We start from the raw sequence: 22349 nt of genomic DNA on the forward strand, positions 1-22349 counted from the left end.
CTGCTGCCGATGACGGGTAGGAATCCACCCAATTCCAGCCCGGAAGTGGTGGCATCCCATCCATTTACCCGGATTGGCTTGCAACGACACTATTGCGGAGGGCGCGGCTTCTTGCGCCTGCCACTGACCACGTCGAAAACGACACCGGAAATGGGTGTGAAGCGTGACACTCGAAAAACCAGATCACGCACGCGACCACGTTGCTTTACCCGCAACTCAGGCGCCCTGGGCAAGTACCACAGGGCAACGACGGCACGAAGCACCGCAGAGATCACAAATATGACCCAGATGGGACGCGCAATTGGCCACGACCAGTTACCGATGACGAGAGCATTCGGCACCCAACTGATCAGATACCCGCCGCTGATGGCACCTACAAACACAGCAGCCGCGCCAATGGTGGATTGCATGGCGGCATAGCCGGCGAATTCACTGTCGTCGGGTTTCAGGTCATAGAGGAAGTTCGATGTTGCCAGCGTAAATCCGGCCCAGGCCGCACCCCCCAGCATTTGCACACCCATCAGATACACCAGGTTATCGGAAAACAGCCAGAGCACCGGCAACACCGGTATGACCGTAGCACCCAGAGCCATGACATAGCGGTTACCCTTGCGGTCGGCAATGCGCCCCCAGTAACGCAACAACACAAACTGAACCAGAATGGAGGCCGCCGTGTTCAGCGTAAATTGCAGGTAGGTGAATTGCAGATCGCGCAGCATATAAACGGCAAAAAACGGGGCCGACAAGGCCACCATGCATTGCATGCCGGCCAGAAACAGCGTGAAGCGCCGAAACCGCTGGTCGGCAAAGGCGCGTTTCATGCTGCGCAGTGTATGCATCAGACCACGGCCACGGGAGTGATCTGGCCGGTAGGGATCGTACATCCGATGCAGGTATCGGGTGGACATGCCGCGGCCAAATACGGCAATGAGAAACAGAGCGGCAAAGCCCAGTGATTCAACACTCAGCGAGGCCGAGCCATTCAGCAACAGGCCACCCGACAGAAAGGCGAAGAACGACGTCGCCATGGCCAGCCGGGAGCGAACGCCGAAATAGCGCCCGCGCAACCGGGGAGGAACCAGGTTGCCCATCAGGGCTTTCCATTGCGGTTGAGCCAGGTTGGAAGCACCGTGATAGACAATGGCACAGCCGATCAACAGCGGCACCCGGGCGCCCTCGGGCCAGGGGAACGGCAGCGCCAGAGCACACAGACCCACCAGCGACAGGGTTTGCACGGCAGCGCCCAACACGATCAGGCTACGACGTGGCCAGTAGCCGCCAAGCCAGACCGACAGTATCTGAAACAGGCCGCCCAGTAGCTGCGGTATACCGGTCAACCAGCCAATTTGCACACTGCTTGCCCGCAGAAATATCGCAAAGGCATTGAGGAACTGATCCACCGTCCCGGTCATCACCGAAGACGCCACACTGTCTTTCATCGACACCGTTAGGCTGTCGCGAACCCGTTGCGCCGGCCTGGGTTCTGGCGGTGGCGTTTCCGCTATGGTTGGCAATTCAGATTCAGACATGAAAGATCCGTTAAAAACGACAATCGGTATCGGAGACTAGAAGCCCTCGCGTGAAATTCTGTTACTAAGGAACAACGCCAGCAAGTTCAGGGCGAGGCCCGGAACTTTACTGTATGAACCGCCGGAATAGCACCGCTATTTCAAGGTTTGACAACGAAGCTCTGGGCTTGCTGGCACCGTGACAGTGACAGAACTGTCCGCATGGACCACTAGCTCTGGAGGTGCTCCGGACACTCCATCCGATCCGACAAAAAATCGATGAATGTTCGCACTTTAGCAGACAGATAACGCCGGCTGGTATAAACCGCATAAAGCTGGCTGTTAAGCGGTGTATAGCCCGGCAGTACCTGGGTCAGATTACCCTGCCCCAATTCCCGCTCAACCAGGCCACCGGGCAAGATAGCGATGCCCATGTCATTGACCGCCGCTGACAGTAACAGCGACTCGTTGTTCGACTGCAACACCGAGTTAAAGTTAATTTTCACCTCTCCTTCCGGCCCGGTCAGGGTAAATTCCTTACCGCGAATCAGCGAATACGCCAGCATGCCGTGCCGCTCCAGATCGCTGCCCTGCTCTGGCGTACCGTGGCGCTCCAGGTAGCCTGGCGAGGCGACAATGTAAAACGGAATCGTCATCAGCGGGCGGGCAATCAGGTTAGGGTGCAGCGTGCGGCTAGCCCGAAGTGCCAGATCGAACCCTTCCTCAACGATGTCGACAAAACGCCCGCTGATGTCGATATCGAAGGTAACTTCCGGGTAATGCTCACGAAATTCCCGCAGCAACCGGGTAAAGTAGTCTGTTGCCAGCCACATGGGGGCAGTAAAGCGAATGGTGCCACGCGGTGTAACCGTCGCGCGACTGACCGTGGCTTCAACTTCATCGAGCTCTTCAAGCATGGCCCGACACCGCTCCAAATAAACCCGGCCAGACTCCGTCACACTCAGGTGACGACTGTTCCGGTTCAGCAGGCGGGCGCCCAGGCGGTTTTCCAGGTGCATGACGTGCTTGCTGACCATCGCCTTGGACAGACCCAGATGCTCGGCCGCCTGAACAAAACTTGCGTGATCGACCACGGCCAACAGCACCTTCATGCTAAGCAACGTATCCATAACCCATGGTTTCCTATTACGAAACAATCTGTCAATAATAGCCCCATTGATTGCCGCTGGGTAGTCTTCATACTGTGGGGGTGATACAGAATTCGGGTGCCCATTCGGTCACCCCAGAGGAGCTTACTATGAACAAGATTGCAGTCGTAACAGGTTCAACCCGCCCGGGGCGTAACAACATTGCCGTGGCAAACTGGGTTCTGGAAAACGCACAAAAGCGCAGCGACGCTCAATTTGAGTTAGTCGATATTGCTGATTTCAACCTGCCGGTACTGGATGAAGCCATGCCCGCTGGCTTTCAGCAGTATGCTAATGAGCACACCAAAAAATGGTCACAGACCATTGCCCAGTACGATGGCTATATCTTCGTGACACCGGAATACAACCACAGCATTTCAGGTGCGCTGAAGAACGCGCTGGATTACATCAGTGTCGAGTGGAACAACAAAGCCGCCGGTTTTGTTGGCTACGGTTCCGCCGGTGGTGTGCGTGCCGTTGAGCACCTGCGCCAAATCGCATCAGAACTGCAACTGGCTCACGTGCGCAACCAGGTTCAATTGTCGCTGTTCACCGATTTTGAAAACTTCAGTGAGTTCAAACCAGCCGACATGCACCAGGAAACGCTGTCCGCCATGCTCGACCAACTGGTCGCCTGGACTGGTGCTATGAAAACACTGCGCTAAGCGCGCAGTCGGATCATAATGAAAAAGACGGGCCTTGCCCGTCTTTTTTTTTGGTATCCTGGAGAACTATGGATGCCTGCTTCAACAAAAGGCTCAGCGTGACAAACTCTGGCGCATCACATGCTGTGGCCCGGCTGCCCCACCCAGGTACAGGTCGCCGGTATCGGTAAAGCCACCCTGCTGGTAACACCGGTAAGCGGCCAGATTTCTGCAATTGACCGTGAGCCACACCGCAGCCGAACCGGGGTAAGCCCTGGCCAGATAAGGCGTCAGTGCTATTACCGCTGCCTTGCCCAGGCCCTGACCTTGTCGGCGGCTATCGATCAGAAACGTTCTGATACCCAGAGAGCCCTGATCGCAAAATTCGAATTCACGATCAAATCGGGTATCGACAATAAAGAATCCAACCAACGACTGGTCAAACCAGATGCCATGCGGGTGTCGCGCCTCATCGCTCCCGGCGAGCGCGTCGGCAACGGTGCCGGTATAAGCCAGTTGCTCGGGTGCCACAGATAAAGCAGTGGCCCGCTCATAGCCGTCGCGTGGCAACCGCTCCAGGGATAACGCGTTCAACGGGCAAACAAACTGCTGCGATCGGCAAAGCCTTTCATTTCAATGGCATTGCCGCTGGGGTCGCGGAAAAACAAGGTGCCCTGCTCTCCTGGCTCGCCTTTAAAGCGAATGTAGGGCTTGATCACGAATTCAAAGTTCATGGCCGTCAGCCGATCGGCCATGGCCTGCCATTCGTCCATCGACAGCACGACACCGAAATGGGGCACCGGCACGTCATGTCCGTCAACCGCATTGGAAATGGGTTTTGCCGCCTCTGCCTGTTCTGAAAGGTGAGCGACAATTTGATGCCCGAAGAAGTCGAAGTCGATCCAATGGTCGGAACTGCGCCCTTCGGCACAGCCCAGAACCTCGCCATAGAACTGCCGGGCGGCGCCCAGATCGTGAACAGGAAAGGCCAGATGAAATGGCGACAACGCCTGGTATTGGGTAGACATGGGGATACCTCGCTAACGCAGAGAAACAAGAATTACCGGAGCCCGAGATTATCGGCTCCGGTCCGGGCAATCAATGCCGTTCACGGGTGTTGCCTTACAACCCACCGGCCAGATCAATCACACTGCCGGTGCAGTATGACGACCGATCCGACACCAGCCACAAGATCGCCTCGGCAATTTCTTCCGGCTGGCCACCCCGCTGCAACGGAATGCGATCGCTCAATCGTGCCACCCGGCCCGGTTCGCCGCCATCGGAATGAATGTCGGTGTGAATCAGCCCGGGCCGGACCGCGTTCACCCTTATACCCTCGGCGGCCACCTCCAGTGACAACCCCCGGGTCATCGTATCCAGCGCGCCTTTGGAGGCTGCATAGTCGACATATTCATTCGGTGAACCGGTTCTCGCCGCCGCCGAAGAGACATTAACAATGGTGCCACCGGGCCCGCCATGGCGTGTCGACATGCGTTTTACGGCTTCACGGCAACAGATAAATGGCCCGGTCACATTGGTCGCCAGAACCTGGTTTATGCGCTCGGCGGTCATGTTTTCCAGGCGCATCTGGGTCTTCAATATCCCCGCATTGTTGACCAGGACGCGGAGTGTTCCGGGCAACCGGTCGATCACCTGGAACAACCTCTCCACCTCGGCTTCCTGCGATACATCAGCCTGGATAACCTGGCACTTTCCGCCCGTTTCGCCAATGCTCATCGCCAACGCCCTGGCCGATGCGGCATCGGACCGGTAGTTGATGCACACAAAATACCCTGCTTTTGCCAATAACCGGGCAGTCGCCGCGCCGATACCCCGGCCTGCGCCGGTGACCAGTGCGATGGCGTTTGTCGTTGTCATAGCGTTACCTGCCTGATCATGAGAATGGTGCGTCAGACACTGCCGGCCTGCTCGACCACCAGTATCCGGGCTTCGCCCAATGGATGGGCGACGTGCTCAGTGCCAACCGACGCGTAAAACACATCACCGCTTTCCAGAACAACAGAGTGCTCAACGCCGGCTTCGCGATACAACATCTCAACCCGGCCATCCAGCACAGCAAACACTTCCTGCCCGTCGTTGATGTGCCATTTATAGGGCTGATCAGTCCAGTGCAAGCGCGTTGAGATTCCGTTCATCAGGGCAATATCCTGAGCGCCCCAGGCTTTCTCTGCGGTGAAATCTTTGGCTCGATAGATGTTCATGATCGCCTTAACAGTTAATTGGAACTCGCATCAAAATGCTCGGTTTGCGGCTAAGTTCGCTGTTCACATCACAATAACGGCAACACCTGCCAAATCGCATCAATATTAGCCGCACCCAGTCGCTGGCAACGGTCCGGCGACCAACCGGTCGAGGGCATGGGCGTGGCGGTGGTGTCCTTGAACGGCATCTCCAGAGTCATCGCCAGGCATTTGTGGTGCTCGGCCACATAAGCGGTGCACAGCGTCAGATTCGCTTTGCCGGGCTCAGCGATGGGGTAACCGACATCGGTCTGAAAGTCCGGACAGGCGGTCTGCAACACCGACTTGAAGGTGCTCAATTGCAAAGCCATGTGCTTGTTCCAGGCCGGTATGCCCTCGGCCCCGGCAATAAAGTTGTAGGGCAATTCTTCATCACCGTGAACATCCAGGCAAAAGTCCACACCGGTTTTAGCCATGGCTTCGCGGGCAAAATAGACTTCCGGTGAAAACTCTTCACTCGGTTCCAGCCATTCACGGTTCAGGTTACGACCATGTGCATTACAGCGCAGATGCCCGCGCACACTGCCATCGGGGTTCATATTGGGTACCACATGGAACACGCAATGCTCCAGTAACTGACGACTCAGACTATCCTGTTCATCCAGCAGGCGCTCCAGAAAGCCCTCCATCCACCATTCCGCCATGGTTTCACCGGGGTGCTGGCGTCCAATGACCCAGCAGACTTTCTTGTCGGAGGACGGTTCGCCAATGGTCAGGCGGGTCAGCGGATGGCCGTCCGGGGAAATACACAGGGTATCGGCCTGCACCAGCGGCGATGCCAGCGTCGCGGCAATCAACTGCTGATGCCGCTCAAAGCTGTAAGGCGCAAAATAGGCATAGTAGATGCTGTCGGTTTCGGGGCTGTGCTCGATGGTCAGGGTTTGCCCATCGTACCGGGTCGGCACCCGAAACCAGAATTCACGGTCGTAGGACGCCACAGCCTGATAGTCGTGGAAGGCCCTGGGGAAAGACACCTGCCCGGCATTGGTAATGTCGAACCGGCACGCCTGATCGCGCGCATCCAGTACCTGAAAATAAAACCATTGCTTGTGCTCGTCCCCGACATCGGAGCGAATCTGCAACTCCACCGCACCGGGGTCGGAGGCATCCAGACAAATAATATTACCGCCATCGAAACGCTGGTTAATGTGCATGCTCTTCGCTCCTGTCTTCAAAGTAATTGGTAAATCGATATTCGGCGTTCGGGTCTTGTGAGAGGTGTTGGCCCGCGGCGGTTACCGGGTGCGCCCCTGTGGGGTCGGCGTTAATCCATCCATGGAGCCTAGGCCGCAGCATCCTTGCTGCGGACTACCCCACAGGGGCACACCCGGCACCCGCCGCTAGTCTCATAGGCGAACGCGAAACCATGAGTTGATTAAATGACAGTCGATGCTACCTCACCATTGCCGCCAGTAAAGAGGCAAAGGTGAATCCTTTTTTCTCAGAACCGTAAAGCACCCTGAAAACTCGACCCACTCTCAATGAACTTGAGTGCGCCATTCATCCCAGGCCTGAATAACCGATACAGCCTCCCCTATCTGCGGGTTGGAAGGGTCAAATTCCTGAGCAAGCTCGCGCTCGGTGACAGCGGCTTGGGCATCTTCGAAGACAACATCCAGCGGCTTTTCCAGTGAGAAAGCCGTTTCAAAGAAAGCACGGCCAAAATAAGTCATGGTCTCTTCGTTGGAACAACCGAAGGACGGTTTGTCGGCGGCGGCAGCGGTGATGACGAGCGTATTCTCATCGCTGAGCTCGGGAATAAACCCACCGGAATAGCAGGCGGAGATCACCACTACTTTCTGTTGTGGGGCTTCGTCGAGGATCTCAGCCAGTTCCGCTGGGTCTATATCGGGCAATGACTGGTCACTGTTGAAATCGACCGAGAGTTCGTGATCGGAGCTGCCGTGAGAGGTGAGATAGACGAAGATCAGGTCTTCTTCTCCAAGCCGTTTACCGAGCGTGCGAATAATGTGAGTCAGGCTGGTCTCGGTGGCGAGCGGGTAATTGTCGCGATCGTGCAGTTCATTGGCCAGGGTAACCACGCGGCCTTCGAAGGGGGGCATGGCCGTGAGTTGAGCATCAATGGTTTCAATTTCGGTCCGAAAAACGGTTTCCGCGTTACTAAGGGCAGCGAGCACGGTGAAGACTTCCCGCTCGCCCGGGGTTTGGTCGCGCAGACGTTTCAGCTGGGCATCGACCAGGGTGCGCTGGGAATAGAGTGCCCGCTCCAGTCGCGCCTGATGGCCGGCCTGTTCTGCTTGAAAACGGGACAGGCCACTCTCGTCGATGTGCTCGCCATAGGCGAACTGGCCTTCAAGTACCTCGCCATCTGCCTGTACCAGGCGACCTTCCCCGTGCGGGCGCCAGTTCCTTAACTCACCTTCATAGACCGAGCCGTCCCTCGAAGTAAGCGTCCCTTGCGTCAAACGATCGCCACTGAAGGCGCCCTCATAGACAGTGCCATCCGCCGCGGTCATCTGCCCTTCCCCTTCCATCTTCCCGGCCTGAAAATCGCCCTCGTATACAGTCCGGTTACCAAAGGTGAGCTTGCCTTTGCCATCAAAACGTTGCCGCTCGAATTCACCCTCATAGGACTGGCCATTGGGGAAGTGCAACACTCCGCTCACCCACTGCCCGTTTCGATACGCTCCTCTGTATATCCGGCCATCCGGCAGGGATTCCGCACCTTCTCCGTGCTTCAAGCCGTTTCGGAAGCTTCCGATGTAATAAGTGCCATCGGGCCAGTCAATGCGGCCATCGCCGTGCAACAGGCCGTTTTTCACATCACCTTCATAGTCACCGCCATCCGGGGTAGTCAGGGAGGCCGCTAAAACGGGCCCCGAGAGCGCCAGTAAGAACAACAGAGAGAACAGTGAGTTAGGCAAAGTCATTTCCTTGGCTTAAAAGGCGAAACGTGAGATGGGCATAATCGGGATGACTATTGATGCTACCTCACCAATGCCATCAGTAAAGAGGCAATCGTGAATCATTTTTCTCAAAGTTGGTAAATCATCCTCCGATACTAGACCCCTTGCCCGGCACCTCCTACTTTGAAGCACGCAGTAAAACAGCCTAATAAAAACAAGAAAGGCGAACAGATGAAACAACGATGGGTACTGGCCGGGCTGACACTGGTCACCCTGGCTACTGTGAGTGGCCTGGCGGCACTGAAACCCGTGTCGGATCCAGCACATACAAAGGTTTCCCGGGCATCGACCAACCCTGCGGCGGAAACCGATACGCCTGCGTCCGGCGCTGCGAATAACACAACCCAGACCGGTGTTGCACAATTACCAGCCGCGCCCCGGCTGATGTCTCCCGGGAAAATACCCGATACAGAAACGGGTGCAGACTCTCTGGACGATGAAGTCAGCTTACCCGCCAACCTGCGCCAGTCGCTGACCCAGGTCGCCGATGTCTACCGGGAACAGAACCGGTATCCGCCATTTTCACAGCCCATTGGCTCTGAACAGGAAGCACTGCGCTATCGGTTTAATCAGCCGCAGCAGGTCAGCATTCCCTTTCCGCTGGCCAACGGCGCCACCTTTGATGCCAGACTGACGCTGGACCGCTACCACTATTTTATCGGCGACGAACAGCGACTCACCTTGTCGCTGACAACCAGCGATGACAGCCTGGTACGAGACGTCTCCCTCAGCGTAACCGACCATGCCGGTACTGTACTGCATCGCCAATCGCTGGCGTTGCACGCGGATTCATCCATTCGTCACCACCTGACGGTCGATCTCAGCGACCACGCCAGTGCCTGGCCGCGGGAGCTGCAATGGCGGTTGCAAGCCAGTGTGGGCCAGCAACGGTTATCGGTCGCGGCGCCCTTCACTTACGAAGTACCGGTTGTAACGCTGACCGGCATTACCGACCCGCACATCGACGGCGAGTTTCTGGTGCTACCCCTGTCACTGGATTACGACCGCAGCGGCTACTATTTCGTGCAGGCCAACCTCTACAGCAGCGGCGGCGACCCGCTGCTGCACCTGGAAACCGAAGGCCCGCTAACGGCCACTGAACCAGGCCTCAGGTTGCGTGCCTCGGGCCCTGCCTTAATCGACCTGGAGGCGCCAGGCCCCTATGTACTGCGTGACGTGCACCTGACCCGCATGGGCGGCAATGGCATACCCGACTTGCAAGGCCAGGCACCTCAGGATGAATTTCCGATTCCGGCCTTTGATCTGGAAGGCTATGCCGACAGCACCTGGAGTGACCCGCTGGCACAGCAACGCCAGGAATTTCTCGATGAACTGAGCAACAACCTGTAATCGGCGGATCACATTCTCCGCTCCGGTACAGGACCTACAGGGACGTAGTGACCTGGCAATAACGAGTGCCGGGAAAAAAGTCCGGGCGCAGAGCCCGTCGTACTGCGCCGCAACACCACAACAACAATAAGGTAGGTTCACTATGATACGACCCATCACCCGCGCCACCACGCGCCTTCTACTTCTGCTCGGCTTTGCGTTGCTGAGCTGGCAAGCCCAGGCAAGCCTGAACGGCAAACCGGTCGTGCTGATACACGGCTTTCAGTACCAGCAACTGGGCACCCAGCCGACGGATGCCAGTCTGCAGGCTGAAGCCATCGATTACTGGCAGGAATACTGGCTGCAACGCTCCGAAGTCGTGCTGTACTGGTCCGCCAGTGAACGCATCAGCCAGGGCATCAGTGATCAGATCAAGCGGCAGGTAAAAACTCTGGCCGACAATGGCACCTGCCAGTCCGGCTGTGTGTTGCTCACCCATTCGACGGGCGATCTGGTCGCAAGACAGATGCTGCGCAATCTCAATGGCTGGTTATGGGAATGGGGTTATCCATCCAGCCGGGTTAATTTCCTGGTGTCTCTGGATATGGCCGGTGCCGGTGGCGGGACTGAACTGGCCGACCTTGCCGTCTCGGTGATCGACAGCGATAACATCTTCGCCGGCGCCGCCACCTCGGTCGTGAACTGGTTTCTGGGCACCAATGTCGGTCCAGACGAACTGGGGGTCGTGCGTGATTTGCAGCCGGCTGCAGCCCGCTCTCTGGCAACCCAAAACAATGCAGTACCCAGGCTTCGTTTTGTCGGCAGTGGCGATGCCTTCCTGCGTGCCAGCAAGCCCTTCATACTGGGGTACGACGACAGTGTTGTGCCGTTGCACAGCGCCTGTGGTTCCATCCGTCAGGAGAACCTTGAATCCTGCTCAGCGAGCATCAAGACCAACGGCGAACTGGATGCGGTGGCGAAGTCACCTACCGGCCTGCGCTATAACAACTTCCCGGTTCTGATGGGCGACAGCACCGATCACTTTGAAGTGATCGGTTCGGCCACCTCGGGCGACTACGCGCCCGTGATCAACAACTTCACGGTCGGTGGACTGGGCGTCGACTTTGCCATTGACCAGTACTGGAGCTGGTGGCATTGGGACACCCTGCGACTGGTGCGCAACGGGTCCGACAAGAGCCTCTCGGCCAATGTGTTCGATACCTTGAATCAGTAGCACACCTGCCGGGGCGTTCACGAACGTGCGACACGCACTAACCGGAACGCCCCACTGACGATTCGCACTGGCGTCACACAGACCTGACTTGACGGACGGCATTATTGAAAAACTCGATGGTTCAGCCAGGGATTCAGTAACATTTTTGCCATAAATGACAGTGTACGGACAAAAAACACACAAACAGTCGCCTTTAAATCTCGCTGCTTTACTATCCGAACCCGCTCAGGTGAACGAAAAAAACCCGTAATAATTCTTCGGACTGTCCGGCTATTATCGCTATCCGACGGTACCGGGACGCGCCTGATAACCGGTGTAAAACAGGAAAATCCTATGTGGTACCGTATTCTGGTCGCTGCCGCCCTCAGTCTGGCATGCAGCAGCCAAACCCTGGCCAACGAATTGATGTTAAATGGCCTGGCTCCCTATCAATACCTCAGTAAAACCTTCTATCTAGCCAGCTTTTACGCTGAGCAACCGATCACGTCGACCGCACAGTTTGCGGCGGACACCGGTGCCAAACGCATGGTGATCAAAGTCAGCACCGATAAATGGTCGCCCCGTCAGTTCAATCAGATGTGGAAGCAGGACATTGCGATTAACAACAACCTACGGGCGAATCCGGAGGTTATTGACCTGATCACCGCCTTTACTGAAACGCCGAGTGACGACTTTACCCGGGGCGATACCATCGTGGTCGACTATGCACCCGGCCAGGGAACCCGCATTACGCTAAACGATGCCGATTGGCTACGGTCCGGCGATGACACACTGTTTCGCACCCTGGCGAATGCCTGGCTTGGCGAGATTCCAACCTCGCTACGGTTTCAGGAAGCCATGTTAGCCGGCGGCGCTTTTTCAGACCATCGCTCTCATGCGCAATGGGTAAGCGAGAACAATGACCTGACCTACACGGCCAACCGCCGGCAATTGCTCGCATCGTTCAGTGGTGAATCCGTTGTTGCGCGCCGCCAGGCTGAACAGCGCGCTGCCGAAGCAGCTGAACGGGCCGCTCAGGCCGAACAGGAGGCGCAACGCCAGCGCGATGCGGCTCGCTTGGCCGAGGCCCGGGAACAAGCCCGGCAACTGGCTGAAGCGCGGGCACTGGCTGAGGCTGAAGCGGCGGAATTGGCGCGTGCCAGAGCGCGGGCCAGTGCCGAAGCGCAGGCGCTGGAACAGGCCAGAGCCCAGGCGGATGCCGAGCGCAGGGCCGAAGAACTGGCCCGAGCACAAGCGGCGGCTGAAGCCGAGGCAGAGGCCGAGCGTCAGGCTCGCTTGCAACAGCAGGTTGCCGAGTATCACCAGGATCAATATCGCTGGGAGTTGTTGCGTACCATTTACCCTCGGGTTAGCTACCCGGACTGGGCACAGCAGCTATCCCAGGAGGGTCGGGTTCAGGCTGAAGTTGTGATTACCCGGGGCGGCGAACTGGTCGAAATTGCCTCGATCCGCCCTGCCGATGCCGGTCTGCTAGGCCAGGCGTTTCGCACCGCCATTGAGAACGCCGCTCCCTTTCCACCGGTGCCAGACGCTTACGAAGGCAATGGCGACAGCGACCGCTTTCGCGCCACCCTCGACTACCACTTTCAGCTGAACCAGCCCCAGGCCGCCCTGCCACCTCGGCCAGTGCCACCCGAAGATTACCGGGAACTGCTGGGTGCGTTGTCTGAAGAAGATCGGCAGAACCGACTTATTGCTTACCAGACCCGGTTGCAAGAACAGATTCTGAGCCAGGTTGAATACCCTTACTGGGCGGAAAACCTGGGCCAGGAAGGCCTGGTTGCGATGCGCCTGAACATCACCGCCGATGGCCAGGTGGGACGCATGGAGTTTACCGAACGTTCCCGCCATGCCGTTCTGAACAAAGCCCTCGAAGATGCCATCAGCCGGGCCTCTCCGTTCGAATCCATACCGCCGGAACTGGATCTGCCGGAAACCGATCTGACCATTCAACACGAATTCGCTATTAACTGACCTTTGGCCCGGCCCAACACGGGGCCGCGCCCAATTACCACTGCTGGAGAACCCTATGAAACCAACCCTCTGGGCCCTGATTGGCGCCCTGGCAATGCCCCTGGGCGCCTCTGCCTTTGACATGCGACTGAACGGCTTTATGTCCATTGCCGGCGGCATGACCCTCGGCGACAACCAGACGCTGGTCATCGACCCGGTCAACCTGGCCGCCTATGACAACGACCTCAACTTCGCGACCGACAGCCTGGTGGCCATTCAGGCCATTGCTGAAGTCAACGACCGCATGACCGCTACCGCACAAATGGTTGGCCGCGGCGGTGAAGACTTCAACACCCAGTTCGAGTGGGCCTACCTGACCTATGAAGCAACCGACAGCCTGGATGTTAAAGCCGGCCGCCTGCGCATGCCGCTGTTCTATTACTCCAACTTCCTGGAACTGGGCTATGGCTACCAGTGGGTGCGACCACCGGTTGAGACCTACAATATTTTTGTGACGACACTGGAAGGCATCAGTGCCGACTACAACTTCTACATCGGCGATTTTTCTGCGAAAGCCTCTGCCTATGCCGGCTCTACCCAGGGCACAGACCCGGAATCCGGTTCAGAGGTAGACTTCAACACCCTGGCGGGAGGTTCACTGGACCTGGCGATCAACAACTTGTCATTCCGCGGTTCATACAACACGGCCGACAACGCCACCCTGACGCGCGGTGCGAGCCCGGCGTTTGACTTCCCCATCACCTTTATATCCGGTGCTGCCATGTACGATAACGGCACCCTGTTCAGCATCGCCGAATACACCAGCACGCTGAACGATACCAACCTGATCAACAACCGCTATAACAGTTACGCCTCGCTGGGTTATCGCATTGGCACCCTGACGCCTCACGTCACCGTTGCCCGGTACGAGGAGGAAACCAACTCCATCGATCCGGGTTACAACCAGAACCCACGGGAATATCAGTCTGCCACTCTGGGCATGCGCTGGGATTTCGACATCGCCGCCGCCCTGAAAGTGGAATACACCCGCCGGGAAGACACCAACCCGGATTCCCTACGTGCAGTCGGTGATGCTGACCTGCTCTCCTTCGCCATCGACGTTGTATTTTAAGGCTGGATACTGACTTATGAAGCACTTTGCACTACGAACCCTCGCCGGCCTGATGCTGACCACCCTGATGATGTCTGCAGCCGCACTGGCTGATCTCGTGATCGTGGTTCACCCCAGCAACACGGCGGTGATCGATCAGAGTTTTCTGAAAAACCTGTACCTCGGCAACACCCGCCAATTCAGCACCGGCGTTCGTGCCGAACCACTCGATCTGCCAGCAGGTGACGCCATTCGCGAGACCTTTCTGAACACGGCCATTGACCAGACACCGGTAAAATACCGGCGCCACTGGTCCAAGGCGTTGTTCACTACCGGTCAGCAACCGCCACAGGAACTGAGCAGTTCCGCAGCGGTAATCAATGCCGTCGCATCCGACCCATCGGCCATTGGCTATGCCGATTCAGAGGCCCTGAACAACAGCGTTAAAGTCGTTATGCGCGTACGTCTGTAACCCCGCCAGCGGAGGCTGGGCGTTCGCCGCACCAGCCTCCGTAACGCCTGATCAACGCTCTGAAACGGTGCTTTTGCTCAGGTGAATCTTCCACTACGGATAACAAAACAGTAGGGTAACCGCAAAACAACGGAGCCCCGCCTAATGTCTTTAGATCGTAGTCATTGCCTGTCCCTGGATACACAAGACCCTCTCGCCCCTCTGCGCGACCAGTTCGAGATTCCCAACGATGTTCTGTATCTCGACGGCAACTCTCTGGGTGCCCGCCCAAAAGCCGCTTCGGAACGCGCGCGCCAGGTGATCGAACAGGAATGGGGCCAGGGCCTGATTCGCAGCTGGAACCAGGCTGGCTGGATTGATCTGCCACGCCAGGTCGGCAGCCAGATCGCTGCACTGATCGGTGCCAAACCTGAAGAAGTGGTGGTCACCGACTCCACCTCAGTCAACCTGTTCAAGGTCGCCGCTGCGGCACTGAAACAGCAACTGGCGACAGACCCGTCACGGCGCGTCATCCTCTCTGAGCCCGGCAACTTCCCCACCGATTTGTACATGCTGCAAGGCCTCAGCCAATTCATGACCGGTGGCCCGGTTCTGGAAACGCAGCCGGCCGATTCACTGCTCGAGCGTATCGACTCCGATGTGGCGGTGGTTGTATTGACCCACGTTCACTATAAAACCGGCAAGCTGCATGACATGGCGGCCATTACCCAACGTGCCCACGAGCAGGGTGCCCTGGTGGTTTGGGACCTGAGCCACAGCGGCGGCGCGGTTGAGGTAGACCTCAATGGCGTCAATGCCGATTTCGCCATCGGTTGTGGCTATAAATACCTGAACGGCGGCCCTGGCGCACCAGGGTACATCTTCGTTGCAGAGCGGCATCTGGCGGCCTTTGAACAGCCACTCAGTGGCTGGTTCGGCCATGAAGCTCCGTTTGCCATGCGTGACGACTTTGCTCCGGCCGGTGATATTCGCCGTGCTCTGACCGGCACACCTTCGGTGGTGGCCACGCAATTGCTCAGCGTTGGCCTGGATACCTTTGCCGATACCACCATGGCGGAATTGCGCGCCAAATCAGTCGCACTGACCCAGTTGTTCATCGAGCTGGTCGAAACCCGGCTGCCCGACGCGAGCTTCGAACTGGTCTCACCGCGCAAGGCAGACGAGCGCGGCAGCCAGGTAGCCTTTGCACACCCGGAAGGTTACGCCATTATGCAGGCACTGATTGACCGCGGTGTGATCGGAGACTTTAGAGCGCCGGATATTCTGCGCTTTGGCTTTGCGCCACTGTATGTGCGTTTTACCGATGTATGGGACAGCGTCGACTGCCTGAAAGACATTATGGACAACCGCACCTGGGATCAGCCCAAGTACCACGAGCGTCACGCCGTAACCTGAAACCTGGCAGGCTGTTGAAATTCGCAGAATTTCGGCGGACTGCTACCGGAACATGGATGTTCCGGCAAAATCGATGACTATTAAGTCATTGATTTTGAGAGAGAAGCAAAAATCGCCATTTTTTGATTCTCGTGTTTTGGAAAAGGCAGGATGCCTTTTTCAACAACCTGAGAAAGTAAAAGGGGGCTGAATCATCAGCCCCTGAATGACCGCGAACGCTACGTTAGCCGTAGCGCACCTCGGGCAACCACAACACCAGCGGTTCCCAGAAAAAGACCAGTGTCACCGCCAGTACCTGCAATGCAATAAACGGCATAACGCCCTTGTAGATATCCGTTGTTTTTATCTCCGGCGGCGCCACGCCTTTCAAATAGAAGAGTGAGAACCCGACCGGTGGCGTCAGGAAGGACGTTTGCAACGTCAGCGCAAACAACACCACAAACCAGGTTAAATCAAACCCCAACTGCACCACCACCGGCCCAACCAGCGGCAGCAAAATCAAACTGATTTCCAGCCAGTCCAGGAAAAAACCGGCCAGAAAGGCGATGAACAGAATCACCAGAATAATGCCACCCGGCGACAGCGGAATACCGGTTAACAGACCGGCAATGAATTCATCACCACCGAGCGACCGAAGCACTACAGCAAAGGCCGTTGCACCCAGAAAGATACCGAACACAAAGGCTGTAGTGATGGTTGTTTTACGCGATACATCGCGCAGCACATCCCAGCTCAGGCGTCCGTTCATGGCCGCCAGAATGGTCGCTCCCAGAGCACCGACACCGGAGGCTTCCGTCGGCGTGGCGATGCCAAAGAAAATGGAGCCCAACACCGCCAGAATCAGCGACAGCGGAGGCAACACCGAGCGCAGCGTTTCAATGACGACTGCCCGGGTTATGGGTGGCAAGTCAGCCTTTGGCGGCGCCAGCGACGGTTTGAGCCAGGCCGCGATCACAACAAAGGCAATGTACAACATGCCCAGCATTACTCCCGGAATCAGCGCCCCCATAAACAGATCACCGACTGAGAGCGACAACTGATCGGCCATGATGATCAGCATGATACTCGGAGGAATCATAATACCGAGCGTACCCGACGAGGCGACAATACCACTGGCAAAAGCCGGCGAATATTTCTGATCCAGCATCACCGGTAGCGACAACATCGCCAGCAAAACCACCGACGCGCCGACAATACCGGTGGACGCCGCCAGCAGAATACCAATCAGAATAACAGCCACGCCCAGGCCACCGTTGAAGCGCCCGAACAGATTAACGAAATTGACCATCAGCCGCTCGGCAACGCCGGAGCGCTCTAACATCAGCCCCATAAATATGAACATGGGCAAGGCAACCATGATCCACTTGGTCATCTGATCATAAATTCGCTGAACGACGATGCCGAATATATTCCAGTCGGTTAAAAAGTAGGTATCTGCATCCAGATAGTTATAGGCCAGCACCGCGCCAATACTGAAAAAGACGGATACGCCCGCCAGGACCCACGCCACCGGAAAACCGGTAAAAATAAGCAGAATAAAACTGCCCAGCATGGCCATGACGATGAGTTCGTAGGTTTCAAACACAACAAGTCTCCACGGCTATTCAACCGTTACAACACAATAACAACGGGCATTGGCTCAACGACCAGCCGTAACCCGTGCCCGGGGAAAGCCGGTTAAAAACGACAGCGCCCGAACAAACCGGCTGAAGGCAGCGATCAACAGGAGTCCGAATCCGATCAGAATCACAGACTTGATCAACCAGCGCATGGGCAAGCCACCCGGAGATCCGGAGATTTCGCCCATCAAATAAGACCGTTCAACAAAGGGATAGGCGTAATACAGTACAAACAGGCAAAACGGCATTAAAAACAGGGCCAGCCCCAACAATTCGAGCCACGCCCGCTTGCGATGCGACAGTTTTTCAGCCAATACATCTACCCGAACATGGCCGTCGTGCAATACGCAATAAGACAGGCCCACCATGAAACCGATGGAATAGATGTGCCACTGCAGCTCTTCAAGGGCAACGTAGGAGTTACTGAAGAAATAGCGCAGCACGACATTCAACACCACCAGCACCATCAGCAGCAGCCAGCTCCACGAGAAAAAACGCCCGACGACTTCAAGAAAGGCATCGAGTTTGTCGGATAACCAGGTGGGCGGATACGGAACGGCGGTGGGGCCATGCCCCACCGCTTGCTCCACCTTGTCCAGATCGAGCTTTATGTCAGACATGGATCAATCCTGTGCATGCCAGTCACGTGACAGGTAGCCATACTTCTTCCAGGTCGCGTGCTCAGCCTGGAACTCCTTCATGGAGCTGTAGATTCGATCGAACATCTCGTCCTGCTCGGAATACTTGGCCATGACAGACGCCGTGGCTTCTTCAAAAGCACCCAGCATCTCGGCATCGTACTGACGCAGGTTCACACCTTCTTCGGCGAACTCGTTCAATACAGCGCCCTGCAGTGCTTCGGCTTTCGCCAGTGCTACCGCATTGCCAGCCATGCAGGATGTTTCGATCAGGCTTTGTGTCTGACCATTCAGCTTATTCCACTCATCGAGGTTGATGTACAGGAACTGGTTCGTTGACGGCTGGTGCCAGCCTGGCAGGTAGTAGTATTTGGCCACCTGAGAGAAGCCCAATTGCTTGTCGACGGTCGGCAACGAGAATTCGGTGGCATCCAATACACCGGTTTCCAGTGCCTGATACAACTCGCCACCGGGCAACACGTTAATGGACATGCCAAACTCGCCCATGATTTCGCCACCAAGACCCGCAGCGCGGAATTTCAGGCCACGCAGATCTTCAACCGAATTCATTTCTTCAGTATACCAGCCAGCTGATTCAGGGCTGATGGTGCCGCACAGAATCGGGTAAACGTTGTAAGGCTCAAACATTTCTTTCAGCAGATCATCACCACCGTGGTGATACATCCAGGCCAGAAATTCCTGGGATTCCAGACCGAATGGCGTGGCGCCGTACAGGGCTGAACCTGGTACCTGGCCCCATTCATACCCCATCCAGGAGTAACCGGCGGAAATATTCCCGGAACTGACGTTGTCGAAAACCGACAAAGCCGGAATCAACGCGCCGGGTTCAACGGTCTGCAGGGTAACGCGACCATCACTGATGGTTGAAACCATATCGGCAACAACAGGCATGGTGTCGCCCAGGGCCGTCAGCGACGAAGAAAACGCCATCGGAACCTGCCAGCGAACCCGGTTGAATTCAGCCTGAGCGGTAAAGGGCGCAGCAGCGAGGGTCGTGGCCAGTACGGCCAGGGGCAATGCTTTTTTCATAATCATTGTCTCTCTGTTTTTGTAATTGTGGAGTGAGTCTTAGTGCTTTCTACCAACTCTACGGTCTGACTCTGAGCCTCCTGATGCCGGCAAAGCCGACTTCAAAAAAGAGGCTGGACTGACCCATGGGTGTTAGCCAGTGATGGCATGCTAGGCCGGGACTTCGGGCGTGGCTTTCGTTCGTTAGTAGGAGGGTGCTACAGACCACCTGAAATCGGGCTCTGGCGAGGCTCCTGCTTTGGTAGGAGAGGCGGACAAGGAGACTAGCTGCGGGTATCGGGTAAGCCCCTGTGGGGTAGTCCGCAGCTGGGACGCTGCGGTCTAGGCTCCATGGACGGATCTACGCCGACCCCACAGGGGTTTGCCCGGTACCCGTAGCGGGCCATTACCTCCAGACTACAAAGAAACACGGCGAATAAGGTGCGTGGCGCTTGAAGCCAGATTGGAAGGCGCTACAATACCGCTCCTTTTTTGACCAGCCCTGAGGTTTTCATGACCACCCATATCGTCACTCCCCGCGAAGGCAAGCCCGTTACCGAGCAGGGGCGTGTCGGTTTTGTCAGCCTGGGCTGCCCGAAGAACACCGTCGACTCTGAACGCATCCTGACCCAGCTGCGGGCTGAAGGGTACGATGTGGTGCCGTCCTACCACGATGCCGATGTGGTGATTGTGAATACCTGCGGCTTTATTGACTCAGCGGTGAAAGAGTCACTCGACACCATCGGTGAAGCGCTGCGCGAGAACGGCAAAGTGCTCGTCACTGGCTGTCTGGGCGCCAAGGAAAACGACATTCGGGAAGTCCACCCGAACGTGCTGGCAGTTACCGGACCGCATGCCTACGAAGAAGTGGTCCGCCAGGTGCATGATGTGGTGCCGCCGCGTCACGACCCCTTTATTTCCCTGATACCGGACACTGGCGTCAAGCTAACGCCGAAGCATTATGCCTATTTGAAGATTTCCGAGGGCTGCAACCATCGCTGTACGTTCTGCATCATTCCGTCGTTCCGGGGTGATCTGGTCAGCCGCCCGGTCGGACAGGTGCTGAGCGAGGCCGAGCGCCTGGTGAACAACGGCACCAAAGAACTGCTGGTGATTTCCCAGGACACCAGCGCCTATGGTGTCGATATGAAATACCGCACCGATTTCTGGAACGGCAAGCCGGTGAAAACCCGGATGAAGGAACTGTGTGAAGAGCTGGGTCAGCTGGATGCCTGGGTGCGGTTGCACTATGTGTACCCTTACCCGCACGTCGACGACATCATTCCGCTGATGGCCGAAAACCGCATTCTGCCGTATCTGGATATTCCCTTTCAGCACGCCAGCCCGACTGTACTCAAGGCGATGAAACGCCCGGCACACGCTGAGAAAGTGTTAAACCGCATTCATAAGTGGCGGGAAATCTGCCCGGACATCACTCTGCGCTCAACCTTTATTGTCGGCTTCCCCGGTGAAACCGAAGCCGACTTCCAGATGCTGCTCGATTTTCTGGAAGAAGCCCAGCTGGACCGCGTCGGCGCGTTTCAGTATTCCAACGTCGATGGTGCTGCCTCTGCCGTCCTGCCCAACCACGTAGACGAAGCCGTTAAGCAGGAACGCTACGACCGCTTCATGGAAGTGCAGCAACGCATCAGCACCGCCCGCCTGCAAGCGAAGGTCGGCACCGACATCGAAGTCATCGTCGATGAAGTGGTCGCTGAAGGCGCCGTCGCCCGCTCCAAAGCCGACGCACCGGATATCGACGGCCAGGTCTTTCTCGACAACCAGACCCACCTGAAACCCGGCGATCGCCTCTGGGTCCACGTCGAAGATGCCGATGAATATGATCTCTGGGCTCACCCAATTGCGCGGTAAAACCCTGCGTTAGACATTCAAGTTTCGGTATTCGCCAAAGCAGAGTCTGTGGCAATAACTCGCCCTCGGCACTGGCAGTGCCCCTGCCGGGACGCCGTAAACCCATCCATGGGGGCTCGACTGCCGCATCCATGCGGCAGACGCCCTGCAGTGACACTGCCAGTACCAAGGGCTAGTCTGTAGTGCAAACTCCGAAACTTGAATCTCTAACGCATGCCACAGTGGCTCAATATTGATTCCAGGCTACGCCATCCTTTAACCCCCGCCCCAACCACTCAATACAAGCCCGAACCTTCGGCGACAAATGCCGATTCGGTGGGTACAACGCCCAGACACCCTCTTCCGCCGGTGCAAAGGCATCCAGAACAGTCACCAGCCGCCCGGCCTGAATGTCCTCTTTAACGTAGTAGTCCGGCAATTGAACAATGCCAAGACCTTTCAAAGCCGCATCCCGCAGCGCAGGCCCGCTATTACATCGTAGCCGACCGGTTACCCGGATATCTCGTCGCTCGCCCTGGTCGGTAAAGCGCCAGTGATCCAGGGTACCCAGCAAACAGGAATGGTTTTTCAACTCAGCCAGAGTGTGTGGCTGCCCGAACCGGGCCAGATAATCCGGTGAGGCACAGACGAATTGGGCCCTGTGCGCCAGCGGCCTGGCGACCAGGCGTTCGTCTTCCAGAACGCCGACCCGAATCGCCAAATCGATGCCGGATTCGATCAGATCAAGGCGCTGATTGGTCAGTTGCAGGTCAATTTCGAGACGTGGGTAGTGCATTGTGAACCCGGCAATCAACGGGGCTATGTAGCGCTCGCCATAAGACAGCGGTGCGGTAATCCGCAGCCGCCCGGTTGGCTCAGACAGCCGCTCGCCGATGGCCTGTTCGGCCTCAACCAGGCCATCGAGCAAGGCGCGGCAGTGGTTGTAGTAGATCCGGCCATCGTCAGTGAGCGTGACCGAGCGGGTGGTGCGCTGAAACAACTGAACATCCAACCGGTCTTCCAGCCGGCTGATCTGCCGACTGATGTTGGCAACAGAACTGCCCAGTCGCTCGGCAGCCCGGGTAAAACTGCGAGTCTCGGCGACTGCTACACACTCTTCAATACCATCCCAACGCGCCATCGGCCTCTCTCTCACTCTATTATTGCACCATGGTAAAAATGATTTACTAAGCGGCACCATTATTAACTTGGCGAACCCTAATACAATCG

At 56.9% G+C, this 22349-nt stretch carries 20 protein-coding genes; 8 read left to right on the top strand and 12 right to left on the bottom strand.

The window, feature by feature from the left end; all coding sequences use genetic code 11:
* Nucleotides 1-89 precede the first annotated feature (89 nt).
* Nucleotides 90-1529 (bottom strand): MFS transporter, encoded by a 1440-nt coding sequence (locus ABJT94_RS02305; RefSeq protein ID WP_348477448.1) that lies wholly within the window; start codon nt 1527-1529, stop codon nt 90-92.
* Nucleotides 1530-1738: 209 nt separating this feature from the next.
* On the bottom strand, nt 1739-2638 hold the full coding sequence (locus ABJT94_RS02310; RefSeq protein ID WP_348477449.1) for a LysR family transcriptional regulator: 900 nt from the start codon (nt 2636-2638) through the stop codon (nt 1739-1741).
* A 128-nt stretch (nt 2639-2766) separates the two neighbouring features.
* Here ABJT94_RS02310 and ABJT94_RS02315 point away from each other — a divergent pair, with 128 nt between their 5' ends.
* On the top strand, nt 2767-3321 hold the full coding sequence (locus ABJT94_RS02315; RefSeq protein WP_348477450.1) for an NAD(P)H-dependent oxidoreductase: 555 nt from the start codon (nt 2767-2769) through the stop codon (nt 3319-3321).
* A gap of 93 nt (nt 3322-3414) precedes the next feature.
* Here ABJT94_RS02315 and ABJT94_RS02320 read toward each other — a convergent pair whose 3' ends face one another.
* From ABJT94_RS02320 to ABJT94_RS02345, 6 genes are all read right to left on the bottom strand, one after another.
* A complete protein-coding gene (locus ABJT94_RS02320; protein ID WP_348477451.1) occupies nt 3415-3894 on the bottom strand; it encodes a GNAT family N-acetyltransferase in 480 nt (159 codons plus the stop codon).
* Complete coding sequence (locus ABJT94_RS02325; RefSeq protein WP_348477452.1) at nt 3891-4328, bottom strand: VOC family protein; 438 nt, start codon at nt 4326-4328, stop codon at nt 3891-3893. The genes ABJT94_RS02320 and ABJT94_RS02325 overlap by 4 nt, the downstream gene beginning before the upstream one ends.
* Before the next feature lie 94 nt (nt 4329-4422).
* Nucleotides 4423-5178: an SDR family oxidoreductase gene (locus ABJT94_RS02330; RefSeq protein WP_348477453.1), complete on the bottom strand. Its 756-nt coding sequence runs from the start codon at nt 5176-5178 to the stop codon at nt 4423-4425.
* A 32-nt stretch (nt 5179-5210) separates the two neighbouring features.
* Entirely contained in the window at nt 5211-5522 is a 312-nt protein-coding gene (locus tag ABJT94_RS02335) for a cupin (RefSeq protein ID WP_348477454.1), read from the bottom strand.
* Between the two features lie 68 nt (nt 5523-5590).
* Entirely contained in the window at nt 5591-6715 is a 1125-nt protein-coding gene (locus ABJT94_RS02340; RefSeq protein ID WP_348477455.1) for a M14-type cytosolic carboxypeptidase, read from the bottom strand.
* 324 nt (nt 6716-7039) lie between these two features.
* Entirely contained in the window at nt 7040-8446 is a 1407-nt protein-coding gene (locus ABJT94_RS02345) for a C13 family peptidase (RefSeq protein WP_348477457.1), read from the bottom strand.
* A gap of 213 nt (nt 8447-8659) precedes the next feature.
* Between ABJT94_RS02345 and ABJT94_RS02350 the strand changes: the two genes are divergently transcribed.
* The 6 genes from ABJT94_RS02350 to kynU all read left to right on the top strand — a co-directional run bounded on the left by ABJT94_RS02350 (nt 8660) and on the right by kynU (nt 15982).
* Nucleotides 8660-9838 carry a hypothetical protein gene (locus ABJT94_RS02350; protein ID WP_348477459.1) on the top strand — a complete coding sequence of 393 codons (1179 nt, stop codon included), beginning with the start codon at nt 8660-8662 and terminating at the stop codon, nt 9836-9838.
* A gap of 142 nt (nt 9839-9980) precedes the next feature.
* Complete coding sequence (locus tag ABJT94_RS02355) at nt 9981-11051, top strand: hypothetical protein (RefSeq protein WP_348477460.1); 1071 nt, start codon at nt 9981-9983, stop codon at nt 11049-11051.
* 333 nt (nt 11052-11384) lie between these two features.
* On the top strand, nt 11385-13025 hold the full coding sequence (locus ABJT94_RS02360) for a TonB family protein (protein ID WP_348477461.1): 1641 nt from the start codon (nt 11385-11387) through the stop codon (nt 13023-13025).
* A 55-nt stretch (nt 13026-13080) separates the two neighbouring features.
* On the top strand, nt 13081-14136 hold the full coding sequence (locus ABJT94_RS02365; protein ID WP_348477463.1) for a hypothetical protein: 1056 nt from the start codon (nt 13081-13083) through the stop codon (nt 14134-14136).
* A 16-nt stretch (nt 14137-14152) separates the two neighbouring features.
* Entirely contained in the window at nt 14153-14587 is a 435-nt protein-coding gene (locus ABJT94_RS02370; RefSeq protein WP_348477464.1) for a hypothetical protein, read from the top strand.
* Between the two features lie 144 nt (nt 14588-14731).
* Nucleotides 14732-15982, top strand: a complete 1251-nt coding sequence (gene kynU / locus ABJT94_RS02375) for a kynureninase (RefSeq protein WP_348477465.1) — start codon at nt 14732-14734, stop codon at nt 15980-15982.
* Nucleotides 15983-16205: 223 nt separating this feature from the next.
* Here the strand turns inward: kynU and ABJT94_RS02380 are convergent, their stop codons facing one another.
* Genes ABJT94_RS02380 through ABJT94_RS02390 form a run of 3 tightly spaced genes read right to left on the bottom strand, consistent with a single transcriptional unit; the run spans nt 16206 to nt 19289 of the window.
* Complete coding sequence (locus tag ABJT94_RS02380; protein ID WP_348477466.1) at nt 16206-17567, bottom strand: TRAP transporter large permease subunit; 1362 nt, start codon at nt 17565-17567, stop codon at nt 16206-16208.
* A 54-nt stretch (nt 17568-17621) separates the two neighbouring features.
* On the bottom strand, nt 17622-18221 hold the full coding sequence (locus tag ABJT94_RS02385; RefSeq protein ID WP_348477467.1) for a TRAP transporter small permease subunit: 600 nt from the start codon (nt 18219-18221) through the stop codon (nt 17622-17624).
* 3 nt (nt 18222-18224) lie between these two features.
* Nucleotides 18225-19289 (bottom strand): TRAP transporter substrate-binding protein, encoded by a 1065-nt coding sequence (locus ABJT94_RS02390; protein WP_348477468.1) that lies wholly within the window; start codon nt 19287-19289, stop codon nt 18225-18227.
* Nucleotides 19290-19781: 492 nt separating this feature from the next.
* Between ABJT94_RS02390 and rimO the strand changes: the two genes are divergently transcribed.
* Complete coding sequence (gene rimO, locus ABJT94_RS02395) at nt 19782-21140, top strand: 30S ribosomal protein S12 methylthiotransferase RimO (protein WP_348477469.1); 1359 nt, start codon at nt 19782-19784, stop codon at nt 21138-21140.
* Between the two features lie 226 nt (nt 21141-21366).
* On the opposite strand, the gene ABJT94_RS02400 is transcribed toward rimO, so the two are convergent.
* Entirely contained in the window at nt 21367-22260 is an 894-nt protein-coding gene (locus tag ABJT94_RS02400) for a LysR substrate-binding domain-containing protein (protein WP_213677217.1), read from the bottom strand.
* Nucleotides 22261-22349 lie beyond the last annotated feature (89 nt).

Origin of the sequence: Saccharospirillum sp. (assembly GCF_039982735.1) — a bacterium.
GTDB lineage: Bacteria > Pseudomonadota > Gammaproteobacteria > Pseudomonadales > Natronospirillaceae > Saccharospirillum.